Here is a 14,025-nt window from a genome sequence, read left to right as displayed (position 1 = left end):
GAACGCCGTGGCGGCGACGAGCCCTCCGGCGACGCCGAGTGCGATCAGCAGGCGCCGGGCGGCGTGGATTCTTGGGCATGAGGTTCTCCTAACCGGTTGGTAGGTGATCTAACCATACGGTAGGTTGGGGGCATGCCTTCAGCGCGCGGCCGGAACCTGACGTTCACCGAGGAGGCTCGCCGGGCGCAGTTGGTCGACGTCACGATCGAGCTGGTCGCCGAGCGTGGGTACGCCGCGACGTCGCTCGGGCGGATCGCGGAGAGTGCCGGAATCACGAAGGCGGGAGTGCTGTATCACTTCCCGTCGAAGCAGGCCCTGGTCGAGGCTGCCTATGAGCACGTCCTGTCCGCGATGGTGGCGACGGTCGGCGCGGCCGTCGATGCTGCGGGGCCGGCGGGCGGTCCGGCGGCGTACATCCGGTCGATGGTCGGACACTTCCGGGAGCGGCCGCGGCATGTGCGGATACTGATCGAGGCGATCACCTCAGGTGCGCCGTTGGCCGACTCGAAGGCGCGCTGGTCGGTGGTCGCGGGGCTGGTGTCCGCGGCCCGGGGCGCGCGAGGGCTGACGGCTGAGGTGGATCTGCGGTCGGCCGCGTTGCTGATCGGTGGCGGCATCGACGCGATCGTGGGCGAGTCGCTTGCCGATCCGGAGTATGACGCCGCCGCGGCCGCCGACCTGCTTGTCACGGTGGTAGAGCGCGGCCTGCTGTCCTAACGGTGGTTAAGCCTCGCCGGGGATGCCGACGTTGAGGAGGCGGGCGCCGGGGCCTCGGGTGGAGAGGCGGTCCTCCTTGTTGTAGAGGTTGCAGCGCTGGAGACTGAGACAGCCGCAGCCGATGCAGGAGTCGAGGTCGTCGCGGAGGCGTTCGAGCTCGTCGATGCGTTCGTCGAGGCGGCTGCGCCAGGTCTTCGACAGCTTGCTCCAGTCGGCGCGCGTCGGCGTACGGTCCTCGGGGAGCGAGTCCAGCGCCTCCTTGATCTCCGCGAGCGCGAGACCGACCCGCTGCGCCGCCTGCACGAACGCGATCCGCCGGAGCGTGCTGCGCTGGTACTGCCGCTGGTTACCGGCTGTACGCCGGGACGCGATCAGGCCCTGATCCTCGTAGAAGCGCAACGCCGATGCCGCCACCCCGGACCGATGCGCGATCTCCCCGATCGAGAGCCAATGCTCCTTGCTGGGGACGTTCTCCTCACCCATACCCGCCACCCTAGAACCCCGTCCCAAAAACTCAACCACCCTTGAAGTGCGGGGAAAGACCAGTCGGGTGGGTGGTCTGGCGGGCGGGGTGCGTGGACGGGTGCATGGTCGGGGGTGCGGTCACGATCGGTTATACTTTTGGGGTGTCGGTGCGCGCGTCGCGTCACCAGAGATGTTCCCAGGCGCTCCGACCCGTCGGTTTCGGCATCCGCTGAAAGTCCGGCGACATGGGTGCAACGCGATAGCACCCGCAGGTCGATGCCCGTCTCCTGCTGAGCACGTTGCTGTCCGGTCATGTTCGTGACCGGCGCTCGCGTGCGGCTGCGATCCGGCAATTCGTCCGTGAATCCGAGAGAGAGTTTGCGTGACCCAGCACGACCCCGAGTCCGCCGACGGGCGGATCAAGAAGCCACGGCACAAGAAACACCAGAACCAGTCGTACGGTGAACGCCTCGCGGCGGACCCGGCCTATGTCGCACCACGCACGGACAGCACGCCGGTCAAGGGGTACCGCTCCGAGCAGCCCCGCTCCGACCGTGGCCAGCGCTCGACCGACCGTAACCGCGACGAGCGGAACGACCGGCCGTACAACCGCGACGACCGCTCCGGCGCGCGCAACAACCGCGACGACCGTCCGGCGTTCCGCCGCGACGACCGCGCCCAGGACAACCGCGCGCGCTACAACCGCGACGACCGTCCGCAGTACAACCGCGACGATCGTTCGTCGTACAACCGGGGCGACCGCCCGTCGTACAACCGCGACGAGCGTCCGTCCTACAACCGTGACGACCGTTCGCAGGGCAACCGCGACGACCGGCCGCAGTACAACCGGGACGACCGGTCGCGCTTCAACCGCGACGACCGTTCCCAGGGCAACCGCGACGAGCGTCCGCGCTTCAACCGCGACGACCGCTCGCAGGGCAACCGCGACGAGCGTCCTCGGTTCAACCGGGACGAGCGCCCGTCGTACAACCGCGACGACCGCCCGTCGTACAACCGCGACGACCGTTCGTCGTACCGGCGTGACGACCGTTCGCAGGGTGAGCGGACCGAGCGTCCGCGCTTCAACCGCGACGACCGGCCGCAGGGCAACCGCGACGACCGGCCGCAGTACAACCGGGACGACCGGTCGCGGTTCGATCGCGATGAGCGTTCGCAGTACAGCAAGGATGACCGTCCGCGGTTCGGGCGGGACGACAAGAGCTATCGGAGGGACGAACGAGTGAACAACCGGGACGACCGGCGGAGTGAGCAGGCGGAACAGCCGGTGGATCTCGGTACTGTTGCTGACGACAACCAGTTTGCGGCCCTCGGGCTCGCGCCGCGGCTCGTGCAGCGGCTGGCCCGGGACGGGATCACCACGCCGTTCCCGATCCAGGCCGCGACCATCCCGGACGCGCTGGCCGGCAAGGACGTGCTCGGCCGCGGTCAGACCGGCTCCGGCAAGACGCTCGGCTTCGGTCTCCCGACGCTGATGCGGCTGTCCGGCGGTCACACCGAGTCCCGCCGCCCGCGCGGCATGATCCTGGTGCCGACCCGTGAGCTCGCGATGCAGGTGCACGACGCCCTCGAGCCGCTCGCGCACGTGATGAACGTGTCGCTGAAGCTGATCGCCGGCGGTCTCCCGTACCCGAAGCAGATCGACGCGCTTCGTCGCGGTGTCGACCTGCTGATCGCGACCCCGGGCCGCCTGATCGACCTGTGCGAGCAGGGCGCGGCCGACCTGGGTGCCGTGGAGGTCGCGGTACTGGACGAGGCCGACCACATGTGCGACATGGGCTTCATGCCGGCCGTCACCACGCTGCTCGACATGACGCCGCCGGAAGGCCAGCGCCTGCTGTTCTCGGCGACGCTGGACAACGACGTCGACAAGATCGTCCGTACCTACCTGAAGGACCCGGTGCAGCACTCGACCGAGTCGGGGCAGGCCTCGGTCAGCACGATGGAGCACCACCTGCTCGTGATCGAGCCGGCGCACAAGCAGTCGCTGACTGCCGAGCTGGCCAGCCGGGACGGCCGGACCATCGTGTTCGTCCGGACCAAGCTGGGCGCCGACCGCATCGCAACGCAGCTGCGGGACCGCGGCGTGATGGCGGCGGCTCTGCACGGCGGCCTGACCCAGGGCATGCGGAACCGGACGCTGGACCAGTTCAAGGACGGTTCGGTTCCGGTGCTCGTGGCAACGGATGTCGCGGCCCGCGGTATCCACGTCGACGATGTCACTCTGGTCGTCCAGGCTGACCCGCCGGCCGAGCACAAGGACTACCTGCATCGCGCCGGTCGTACGGCGCGTGCCGGCGGCAAGGGCGCGGTCGTCACCCTGCTTCTGCCGCACCAGCGCCGCGGGATGATCCGGATGGCCGAGTCCGCCGGCGTCAAGGCCGATCCGGTTCGGGCCCGTCCGGGCGACGAGCTGGTCACCGAGCTGACCGGCGGCAGCAAGCCGTCCGGCTACCCGGTGAAGCTTCCGGCCCCGAAGCCGCAGCGCTTCAACAAGGGCGGCGGCGGCAAGCGCTACGGCAGCACCCGTCCGGGGCGCGGCCACGACAGCCGGGGCGGCAACGGCCCGCGTCGCAGTGGCAACGGCGGCCGTCGTACCGACGGAAAGTCCTACCAGCACTGATCCGACAAACGGTGGGCTGACACAGGAAATAGCCTGTGTCAGCCCACCGTTTTGTGTGTAGCGCCTCAGGTGAGGACGGCCCACAGGCGGGCTAGGACGGTTGCGATCTCCTCGGCGTCGAGGGGGATGAGCTCCAGCGTCAGCTCGTTGTCGGCCATGCGGTCGGTCATCACGTAGATGGGCGGCGTGCCGGCCTCGAGCTCGGTGGCGAGGCGTTTGGCGTCGGGGACCCTCAGCAGGGCCCGCGATACCTGGAGGCCGGTCGGGTCCGGGACCACCTCGGCCGTGACACCGGGGATCCGCGCAACCGCGGCGACGAACTCATCCACCTTGGCGAGCTCGTCGGCCTCCCACTTCACCCGGTCGAAGGCCTGCCATTCCTCGAGCGCCGCGAGGACGCCGACGATCGCTTCCTTCGTCGGCTTCATCACCCGCCCGATGCCCTTCTCCTGCGCCCGCAGCGCCTGCACCAACGCCCAGCTCCCGGCCGCCATCCCGGCGGTCGGCGAGCCGAGGTACTTCTGCCCGCTGACCAGCACCAGATCCGCGCCGGTCGCGAGCAGGTCCGCGATCCGCGGGAACTGCGCCGCCCCGTCGATGATCGCCGGTACGCCGCGACGGTGCGCGGCCCGGATCGCGGCGACCAGGTCGATCGGCTCGCCAGCCGTCAACCGCGACGACACCAGCATCAGGCAGGCGATGTCGGGCCCGTCGAGCTCGGTCTCCAGGTCGGCGATCGTGCAACCGTCCTCGTCGCCGGCCAGGTCCACCTGCGCACCGGCCAGCCGGATGCCCTGCAGGTTGGAGTGCCCGTAGTCGACCACGTGGCAGGCCGGCAGGACGACGCGGTTGTGCATGTCCGTTGCGTCCGGCAACGCCGCCGTACGTCGTGGGTCGCCGCCGGTCATCGTGGCTGCGACTGCGAGGGTGATGCCGGCCGCGGTGCAGTGCACAACGGCGCCCGCTTGGGCGCCGGTCACTTGGGCGATGGCTTCGCTGGCGCGGTCTCCGAGCTCGTCCATCACGAAGAACTCAGGCAAGGCCTGTGCGACGGCTGCCGCCACCCCGTCGGAGCTCCTCGACACCCCCAGCGGGGTGTACGTCCCCTTGGCGTTGATCACCACACTCAACCGATAACGATCGTGGATGCTCATTGTGTTGCCGAGCGTAGTGGTGACGGACAGCAATTGGCGAGAGTCTGAGAGCAGTCGAGATCTTGACCCGAAGCTACTCGTGAGTCATTCTCACTTTTACCGACCTGAGGAGGGAACCGTGCCCCGCCCCGCACTCCGAACCCGCCTTCGTACGACGCTTGCCGCGGCAGCTGTCACCGCCGTCCTCGCGGCCGTGCCCGCGCCCACCCAAGCGGCCCCGCAAGCCGTTGCCGCGAGCCCCGGTGACTATTGCCTGGAGCAATGTCGCGACATCCTGCCGCCGGGTCAGAACGGCAACGCGACGTTCACGGATCTCCTTGCTTTCAAGGCGTTAGGGGTCCGGCCGGCCCACTTCAGCGACACGGTGAAGCCGTACCAGGACCTGGTCTGGAACTCGCAGGGCATCACCGATGCCGGCCTCGCGCCGTACTACGACGACTCGTCGTTCGGGGTGAAACCGGATGACGTGGCAAGCACCGTCAAGCCGCGTAGTGATGTCACGATCGTCCGCGACAAGTCGCGCGGCATCCCGCACATCACCGGCACCACCAGGCTCGGCACGATGTTCGGCGCCGGGTACGCCGGCGCGCAGGACCGGCTGTTCGTGATGGACGTGTTCCGGCATCTCGGGCGTGGCCAGCTGACCCCGTTCGCGGGTGGTGCGGCGGCGAACCGCGAGTTCGAGCAGGAGTTCTGGCGGACCGCGCCGTACACCGAAGCGGATCTGCAGCGGCAGTTCGACGACGCGGACGAGTTGTACGGCGCCGACGGCCTGAAGATGCAGCAGGACATCCAGGCCTGGGTCGACGGCGTCAACCACTACATCGACACGGTCGGCATCGCGTACCCCGGTGAGTACGTCGCCCTCGGTCTCGACTGGCCGACGCCGCACTGGAAGGTGACCGACGTGGTGGCCACTGCGGCCGTGGTCGCGGGTATCTTCGGCACCGGCGGCGGCGCCGAGGTCACGTCCGCGCTCGCGCTCCTCGAGGCGCAGGCGAAGTACGGCGTTGCCCAGGGCACCAAGGTGTGGGAGTCGTTCCGTTCCCAGAACGACCCGGAAGCCAGTACGACGGTGCACAACGGCGCGACCTTCCCGTACGGCACCACCGGCCCGAACCCGGCCGGCCGGGCGCTGCCGGACCGCGGCTCGGTCACCCCGGAGCCCGAGGTGGTCGACCAGACGGCCGACAAGACGGCGACCGCGAAGCCGGCGCCGAAGGGCTCGGACAGTCTGCGCGGAATCTTCGACGGCGGACTCTTTCCGGAAGGTTTCGGAAAGAAGGGCATGTCGAACGCCCTCCTGGTTTCCGGCGCGCACACCCAGTCCGGCAACCCGATCGCCGTCTACGGCCCGCAGACCGGGTACTTCGCCCCGCAACTGCTGCTCCGCCAGGAACTGCAGGGTCCTGGGGTCAGCTCGCGCGGGATCGCGTTCGCGGGCCTGAACTTCTACACGCTGATCGGCCGCGGGCCCGACTACTCGTGGAGCGCCACGTCCGCCGGGCAGGACATCACCGACACGTTCGCCGTACCGCTGTGTGAGCCGAACGGCGGGACGCCGACCAAGACTTCGCAGTACTACGTTTTCCGTGGCCAGTGCGTGCCGATCGAGCGGCTCGAACGGCACAACGCGTGGTACTCCAGCCTCGGCTCGTCGGAGCCCGCCGGGTCGTACACGTTGGTTGCCCTGCGCACCAAGTACGGCATTGTCACGCACCGCGGAACGGTCGGCGGAAAACCGGTGCTGTTCACGAAGAACCGGTCGACGTACGGCAACGAGGCGGGGTCGGCGCTCGGGTTCATGCAGTTCAACGATCCCGACAAGATCCACTCGCCCGCCGACTTCCAGAAGGCCGCGGCGAACATCGGGTACACGTTCAACTGGTTCTACACCGACAAGAACTCGATCGCGTACTTCAACTCCGGCGACAACCCGGTCCGTGCGGACGGCGCCGACCCGAACCTGCCGAGCTGGAGCTCGTACGAGTGGCAGGGCTGGAACCCGGTCACGAACCGTGCGACGTACACACCGCCGGCCCAGCATCCGCAGGTGGTGAACCAGGACTACCTGACCAGCTGGAACAACAAGCAGGCGCCCGGGTTCTCCGCGTCGGACGGGCAGTGGGGCTACAACGCGGTCTACCGGAGTCAGCCGCTCGACGACCGGATCAAAGCGGTCATCGACAACGGCCAGAAGTTCACCCGCGGCAAGCTGGTCGAGGCGATGGAGGATGCGGCCACGGTCGACCTCCGCGGCGACCAGGTCCTGCCCTACCTCCTGAGAGTCCTCAAGTCAGCACCGATCACCGATCCGGCCGTCGCCGATGCGGTCGCGAAGCTGACCGCCTGGGAACAGGCCGGCGCGCACCGGAAGACTCCGAACGCGTCCTCGAAGACGTACGGCAACGCCGACGCGATCCGGATCCTCGACGCCTGGTGGCCGCTGCTCGTCCCAGCCGAGTTCAAGGACCTCGGCCCCGACCTGTACGGCGCCCTGGTCGCGAACCTGAAGATCGACGAGCGGCCGAGCGCGCAGGGATCCGCGTTCCAGAGCGGCTGGTGGGGCTTCGTCCAGCGGGATCTCCGGAAGGTGCTCGGCGACCCGGTGCAGGCGTCCCAGCCGGTGACGTACTGCGGTGGTGGAGCGCTGGCCGCGTGCCGGTCGGTCCTCACCGAGACTTTGCTGGCGGCAACCAAGGTGCCGGCCTCGACGACGTACCCGGCGACCGCGGACTGTGCGGCGGGCGACCAGTTCTGCGCCGACCAGATCGCGCACAACCCGATGGGAGGCATCACCCAGGACCGGATCGCGTGGGTGAACAGGCCGACGTACCAGCAGGTGGTCGAGTTCCCGGCGAAGCGGGGTGACGACGTCAGCAACCTGGCGGCCGGGAAGACGGCGACCGCGAGCAGCTACGAGAAGGGCTGGTACAACTCTCCGCCGGCCCAGGCGGTCGACGGGAAGCTGGACACCCGGTGGGCCAGTGACTGGTCCGATCCGCAGTGGCTGAAGGTTGACCTCGGCAACGAGCAAACCGTCAGCCGGGTGGTGCTGCGGTGGGAGGCGGCGTACGCGAAGGGCTACCGCGTTGAGGTGTCGCGGGACGGGTCGACCTGGCAGCAGGTGTACGCGACGACGGCCGGGGACGGCGGGGAGGACGTGGTCCGGTTCGGCGCCCTGCCGGCCCGGTATGTGCGGGTGACGGGGACGCAGCGCGCGACGTCGTACGGGTATTCATTGTTTGAGCTGCAAGTCTTCAGATGGTGATACCCCAGGGCCTGTCAGGATTAGGGCATGAACCAGAACTTTCCCCCGAACCAGCCGTATCCGCCGCAGCAGCCCGGTTACCAGCAGGGCCCGCCGCCCGGATACCAAGGTCCGCCGCAGCAGCAGGGGTACCAGCAGGGCCCGCCGCCGCAGCAGGGGTACGGACAGCAGGGCGGCTACCAGCAGCCGGCCCAGCCCACGGCGCCGCATGTCGCTCCGCAGGGGTCGCCGTACCCGGTGCTGGTCTCGACCATGAACGACCTGCCCGGGTACACCGCGGAGCAGGTGTTCGGCGAGGTCTTCGGGCTGACCGTGCGGAGCCGCAACATCGGGTCGAACTTCACCGCGAGCTTCCGGTCGCTGGGCGGTGGCGAGGTGCCGGAGTACACCCAGATGCTGGCCGAGTCGCGGCACGTCGCCGTGATGCGGATGTGCCAGATGGCGCAGCAGATGGGCGCCAACGCGATCCTCGCGATGCGGTTCGACTGCAACGAGATCGCGCAGACCATGAGCGAGGTGGCCGCCTACGGCACGGCGGTGGTCGTCCGGAAGAACGAGCCGCCGCGGCCGACCGACACGAAGCCCGACGAGGATGATGCGAATGACAGCTGACCTCACGTTCCCATCCGGATTCCGGTGGGGGGTGTCGACGTCGGCGTACCAGATCGAGGGTGCCGTGGCCGAGGACGGCCGCGGTCCCTCCACCTGGGACACGTTCTGCGCCGAGCCCGGCCGGATCCTCGACGGCGACACCGGCGCGGTCGCGTGCGACCACTATCACCGGTACGCCGAGGACGTCGCGCTGATGCGTGAGCTGGGGGTGGACACCTACCGGTTCTCGTTCTCCTGGCCGCGGATCCAGCCGTCGGGGAGCGGGCCGGGGAACGCGGCCGGCCTGGACTTCTACGACCGGCTGATCGACACGCTGCTCGGCGCCGGGATCCAGCCGGCGCCGACGCTGTACCACTGGGACACCCCGCAACCGCTCGAGGACGCCGGCGGCTGGCTGTCCCGCGACATCACCGACCGGTTCGCGGAGTACGCCGGGATTCTGGCCGCGCACTTCGCGGACCGGGTGCCGATGTGGATCACCATCAACGAGCCGATGGTGCTGACGTTGATGGGCTACTCGCTCGGTGCGCACGCCCCCGGCAAGGAGCTGCTCTTCGACGCGCTCCCGGTCGCGCATCATCAGCTGCTCGCCCACGGTCGCGCGGTGCAGGCGCTGCGGGCGGCCGGCGCCACGACCATCGGCATCGCGTCCAACCACGCGCCGACCTGGCCCGCGAGCGACAGCGCGGAGGACAAGGAAGCGGCCGTGCTGTACGACAACCTGATCAACTGGTTGTTCGCCGATCCGATCCTGCTCGGGGAGTACCCGTCCGGCATGGGCGACGCGATGCCCGGCCCGGTCGCCGATGATCTCGCGGTCATCTCGACACCACTCGACTTCTTCGGCATCAACCACTACGCGCCGGTCTCGGTCGGCGTCGCCACCGGGCAGGCCGACACCGCGGCCACCGACGGCGTGCTGCTGCCGCCGGGCCTACCGTTCGAGCCGCGGACGTTGCCCGGGTACCCCACCACGGACTTCGGCTGGCCGATCGTGCCGGACGCGTTCGGCGAGACCCTGCGGATCTTCAAGGAGCGGTACGGCGACAAGCTGCCGCCGATCTACATCACCGAGAACGGGTGCGCGATCAACGACGAGCCCGTCGACGGAGTGGTGTCCGACCAGCGCCGGATCGACTACCTGGACGGGTATCTGCGGTCGTTGAAGGCCGCGATGGACGACGGGATCGATGTTCGCGGGTACTTCCAGTGGTCGTTGCTGGACAACTTCGAGTGGGCGGCCGGGTACTCGCAGCGGTTCGGGCTGGTGCACGTGGACTTCGAGACGCTGCAGCGGACGCCGAAAGCGTCGTACCACTGGTTGCGTGATGTGATCGCTCAGAGCCGGCCATGATTCCCGAGCCGGGCGTGGTGCCGTCCGCGTTGGCGGAACCGACTGTCCGGGTGCGGGGTGGCTGGACCGCGGCCGTCGTACTGGCGAACGTCGGGGTGTTCGCGGCCTGGCTGGGGCCGATCCAGGTGCTGCTCGCGAAGCAGTCCGAGGCTGTTGCTCCAGGCAACAAGGAATTCGTTTTCGGGTTGGTGACCGGAGTCGGCGCGGCGGTTTCGGTGGTCGCGAACCCGGCCTTCGGCGCGATCTCCGACCGAACCACGTCCCGCTACGGGCGCCGGGTGCCGTGGGTGGTCGCCGGTGCGGTCGGTGGCGCGATCGGCCTCGGCATCCTGTCGGGCGCGCACGTGATCGCGTTGATGCTGATCGGCTGGTGCCTGATGCAGCTCTTCGGCAACGCATTGCTCGCCGCGGCCACAGCCGTCGTACCCGACCGTGTCCCTGTTGCGCAGCGCGGCTCCGTCGGCGGATGGGTCGCCATCTCCCAAGTCCTGGGCGCATTGGTCGGGACGGCGCTCGCGGCGGCCTTCAACAGCATCACACTCGGGTACGTCGCCTGCGCCGTCTTCCTGTTGCTGTCGGTCGTGCCGTACGTGCTTCGGAGCGGCGATGCGACGTTGACGGAGCGACCGGCCTTTGTGTTCGGCGAATTCGTGAAGAGCTTCTGGATCAGCCCGCGGCGCTACCCGGACTTCGGGTGGGCGTGGCTGACGCGGTTCCTGTTCAACGTGGGCAATGCGTTGGGGACGCTGTACCTCTTCTACTACCTGCAGGACGAGGTCGGCATCGCCGACGCGGACACCGGCGTACTGATCCTGACGGCGATCTACAGCGTGTGCGTGCTGGTAACCGCGATCACCTTCGGCCGTTGGTCGGACCGATCCGGACGGCGCAAGGTGTTCGTCACCGCGTCCGGGTGGGTGATGGCCGCGGCCGGCGTCGTACTCGCCTTCTGGCCGACTTGGCCGGGTGCGATCCTCGGGGCGATCATCCTCGGCGCAGGCTTCGGCGTGTACCTGTCCGTCGACTTCGCGCTGCTCACCGAGGTACTCCCGAACGCCCGCAACCGCGGCAAGGACCTCGGCGTCATCAACATCGCGAACTCCCTGCCCCAGGTCCTGGCCCCAGCCATCGCCGCCCCGATCGTGAAACACCTGGGCGGCTACCCGGTCCTCTACCTCCTGGCCTCCTCAGTAACCCTCCTGGCCGGCGTACTCGTCACCCGAATCCGCTCCGTCAGCTAGGACAACCGGACCCTGGCGTGCGGCCGCGCGCTCCTGTCACGATGAGAGGCGTGACCGGACCATGACGAACCGCCGGGAGCGATCGCCGCTGATCCAGCGGCTCGCAGCGCTCGGCACCGTCGACGGCGACGCCGAGGACGAACGCCTCCGGCGATCGACGCTCGTGTTGTCGACGTCCCTCATCTGCGTCCTCACGCCACTGTGGGTGGTCACGTACCTCGCTCTCGGTCTGCCGATCCCGACGTTGATTCCCGCGGGCTATCTCGTCGTGACGATCGCTTCGCTGGTCTGGTTCGCGCGGACGCGGCGCTACGTCCCGTTCCGGACGTTCCAGCTGACGCTCATGCTTCTGCTCCCTTTCGCCCTCCAGTGGTCGCTCGGCGGGTTCGCCGCCTCGAGCGCCGTGTCGCTCTGGGGTCTCTGGCCGTCGCTCGGCGCGGTCCTGTTCGTTGGAGGCCGCGGAGCGGTGGGCTGGTTCGCCGGATACCTCGCCCTGTTGGCCGTATCTGCTGCCATCGATCCGCTGCTCGAGCCGACCGCGATTCCCGATGGCGTGCAGACCGCGTTCTTCGTCGCGAACGTGACGGGGCCGTCGCTGGTCGCCTACTTGCTCCTGCGGTACTTCGTCCGAGAGCGCGATCGAGAGCACGAACGGTCGGAACGCCTGCTTCTGAACGTCCTGCCCGCCGCTGTCGCGACCCGTCTCAAGCGCCACGACGGGGTCATCGCCGACCGGTTCTCCGAGGCGACCGTGCTCTTCGCCGACATCGTGGACTTCACGCCGCTGGCGGTCCGGCTACCGCCGGAGGAGGTGGTGAAGCTGCTCGACCAGGTCTTCACCGCCTTCGACCGGCTTGCCGATGATCACCGCCTGGAGAAGATCAAGACCATCGGCGACGCCTACATGGTGGCGGGTGGCGTTCCGACGCCGCGGGACGATCATTGCGAGGCTGTCGCCGAGATGGCGCTCGCCATGGTGGAGGTCAGCCAGAGGCTGACCGGCCTCGACACCGTGAAGTTGCGGATCGGCATGGACACCGGTCCGGTCGTCGCCGGCGTCATAGGGCAGCGCAAGTTCAGCTACGACCTGTGGGGTGACACGGTCAACACCGCGAGCCGGCTGGAGAGCCATGGTGTGCCCGGCTCGATCCAGGTCTCGTCACGGGTCTACGACCGCCTGTGTGATCGGTACCGCTTCGAGGAGCGCGGCGTGATCGACCTGAAGGGCAAGGGCCCGACGCCCGCCTGGCTCTTACTTGGCCCGCGGGCGTGACCGGTTCTGAGTTGCGCCGGAGAGGGCCTGGCCCAAAGCGCGGCCGACAGGGCCGGTGGCGGTGATCCGGATGTGGTCGAGGTCGAGCCAGTCCGCCATCAGGTGGAGTTCGGTGGCTAGTTGCTCGGTGAAGTCGGGGGCGTCTGGTTCGGGGGTGAGGGTGGGGACGACGAGCGTTGAGGTTTGGCGGTCGGCTTTGAGGTCTACTCGGGCGACCAGTTGGTCGCCGAGGAGGAACGGCAGGACGTAATAGCCGTGGATGCGTTGTGGGGCGGGGGTGTAGATGCTGATCCGGTAGAAGAAGTCGAACAGGTGATCGGTGCGGTCGCGGTTCCAGATCAGTGGGTCGAACGGGGAGAGCAGCGCCTGCGCATCGATCGGGCGGTCCTTCGCTTCGTGCCAGCGGTACGCCTGCTGCTTCACGCCCTCGACGCGGACCGGGACCAGGTCGCCCGCCTCGACCAGTTCACCGATCACCTCGCGACCGGTTGCTGCAGGCAACGGAAAGTGCGCCTGGCCGCTGCCGCCGCAAAGTTCCTTCAGCGTCGCGACCCCCAGACCGCGCGCCGCGATCCGGACCAGCTCCCGGCGAGCCTCGGCGGCGGTCGGCTCCGGAGCGTTGAGTACGTCGGCGGGCAGCACGCGTTCGGTCAGATCGTAGATCCGCTCGAAGTGCCGACGACCCGCGATCGTCACCTGGCCCGTGCAGAACAGGTACTCGATCGCGATCTTCGCGTCCTGCCAGTTCCACATCTTGCCGGTCGTCGGATCCGGATCGGCATCGGTGCGCTTGCGCCGTACGCCGTCCGGACTCGCCTCGCCCGCGGTCAGCGGCCCCTGCTCCGTCACGAGCTGCAGGACTTGGTCGACGTACCCGGGCCGCTCCGCCGTCAGCCGGCGCATTCCCGCGACGACCGACCACGGCGCGGTCACGTCCGGGCTCAGCTCCTCGTCCCACACCTGCCGCTCAGCCGCCCGCATCCGCCACCGCATCAACGGGTACGTCGTCAACGGGAGCAACGCAGCCTTGTGACCCCAGAAGTACTCGAACAACTCCCGGTCCGCGCCCCAACTCATCTCGTCCAGGGCCGCCCGCGAATAGTTCCCCACCCGCGAGAACACCGGCAGATAATGCGATCGGCACAACACATTCACCGAGTCCAATTGCAGTACGCCGACCCGCCCGATCGCCCGCCGCACATCACCACGCCCGCGCGGCTCCCCAAACCCCTGCGCACCCAACGCAATCCGCCGCGCCTCAGCCCGCGAGACCTCATCTCCAACGGCCGCCATTCGT

The 14,025-nt window shown here is 68.7% G+C and carries 10 protein-coding genes; 7 read left to right on the top strand and 3 right to left on the bottom strand.

What is annotated here, in order from left to right:
* Nucleotides 1–132 precede the first annotated feature (132 nt).
* On the top strand, nucleotides 133–717 hold the full coding sequence (locus E0H45_RS33520; protein WP_131344905.1) for a TetR/AcrR family transcriptional regulator: 585 nt from the start codon (nucleotides 133–135) through the stop codon (nucleotides 715–717).
* A 6-nt stretch (nucleotides 718–723) separates the two neighbouring features.
* On the opposite strand, the gene soxR is transcribed toward E0H45_RS33520, so the two are convergent.
* Complete coding sequence (gene soxR, locus E0H45_RS33515) at nucleotides 724–1,200, bottom strand: redox-sensitive transcriptional activator SoxR (protein WP_131344903.1); 477 nt, start codon at nucleotides 1,198–1,200, stop codon at nucleotides 724–726.
* Nucleotides 1,201–1,564: 364 nt separating this feature from the next.
* On the opposite strand from soxR, the gene E0H45_RS33510 reads away from it, so the two are divergent.
* The gene (locus tag E0H45_RS33510; protein WP_131344901.1) at nucleotides 1,565–3,823 is read left to right on the top strand and encodes a DEAD/DEAH box helicase; all 2,259 of its coding nucleotides are present in this window, start codon (nucleotides 1,565–1,567) and stop codon (nucleotides 3,821–3,823) included.
* 65 nt (nucleotides 3,824–3,888) lie between these two features.
* Here E0H45_RS33510 and E0H45_RS33505 read toward each other — a convergent pair whose 3' ends face one another.
* Nucleotides 3,889–4,977: an aminotransferase class V-fold PLP-dependent enzyme gene (locus tag E0H45_RS33505; RefSeq protein ID WP_131344899.1), complete on the bottom strand. Its 1,089-nt coding sequence runs from the start codon at nucleotides 4,975–4,977 to the stop codon at nucleotides 3,889–3,891.
* Nucleotides 4,978–5,095: 118 nt separating this feature from the next.
* Between E0H45_RS33505 and E0H45_RS33500 the strand changes: the two genes are divergently transcribed.
* From E0H45_RS33500 to E0H45_RS33480, 5 genes are all read left to right on the top strand, one after another.
* The gene (locus E0H45_RS33500; protein ID WP_238155478.1) at nucleotides 5,096–8,248 is read left to right on the top strand and encodes a penicillin acylase family protein; all 3,153 of its coding nucleotides are present in this window, start codon (nucleotides 5,096–5,098) and stop codon (nucleotides 8,246–8,248) included.
* 27 nt (nucleotides 8,249–8,275) lie between these two features.
* Nucleotides 8,276–8,860, top strand: a complete 585-nt coding sequence (locus E0H45_RS33495; protein WP_131344895.1) for a YbjQ family protein — start codon at nucleotides 8,276–8,278, stop codon at nucleotides 8,858–8,860.
* Nucleotides 8,850–10,214, top strand: coding sequence for a GH1 family beta-glucosidase (locus E0H45_RS33490; RefSeq protein ID WP_131344893.1), 1,365 nt, complete (start codon nucleotides 8,850–8,852; stop codon nucleotides 10,212–10,214). Before E0H45_RS33495 ends, E0H45_RS33490 begins: the two co-directional genes overlap by 11 nt.
* On the top strand, nucleotides 10,211–11,455 hold the full coding sequence (locus tag E0H45_RS33485) for an MFS transporter (protein ID WP_131344891.1): 1,245 nt from the start codon (nucleotides 10,211–10,213) through the stop codon (nucleotides 11,453–11,455). Before E0H45_RS33490 ends, E0H45_RS33485 begins: the two co-directional genes overlap by 4 nt.
* Nucleotides 11,456–11,516: 61 nt before the next feature.
* Complete coding sequence (locus tag E0H45_RS33480) at nucleotides 11,517–12,728, top strand: adenylate/guanylate cyclase domain-containing protein (RefSeq protein WP_131344889.1); 1,212 nt, start codon at nucleotides 11,517–11,519, stop codon at nucleotides 12,726–12,728.
* Here the strand turns inward: E0H45_RS33480 and E0H45_RS33475 are convergent.
* Nucleotides 12,708–14,021 carry a winged helix-turn-helix domain-containing protein gene (locus E0H45_RS33475; RefSeq protein WP_131344887.1) on the bottom strand — a complete coding sequence of 438 codons (1,314 nt, stop codon included), beginning with the start codon at nucleotides 14,019–14,021 and terminating at the stop codon, nucleotides 12,708–12,710. The genes E0H45_RS33480 and E0H45_RS33475 overlap by 21 nt on opposite strands.
* Nucleotides 14,022–14,025: the final 4 nt, after the last annotated feature.

The sequence above is a fragment of the Kribbella soli genome, assembly GCF_004331345.1.
Lineage (GTDB): Bacteria > Actinomycetota > Actinomycetes > Propionibacteriales > Kribbellaceae > Kribbella > Kribbella soli.
This window is presented reverse-complemented; position numbering and strand designations above follow the sequence as displayed.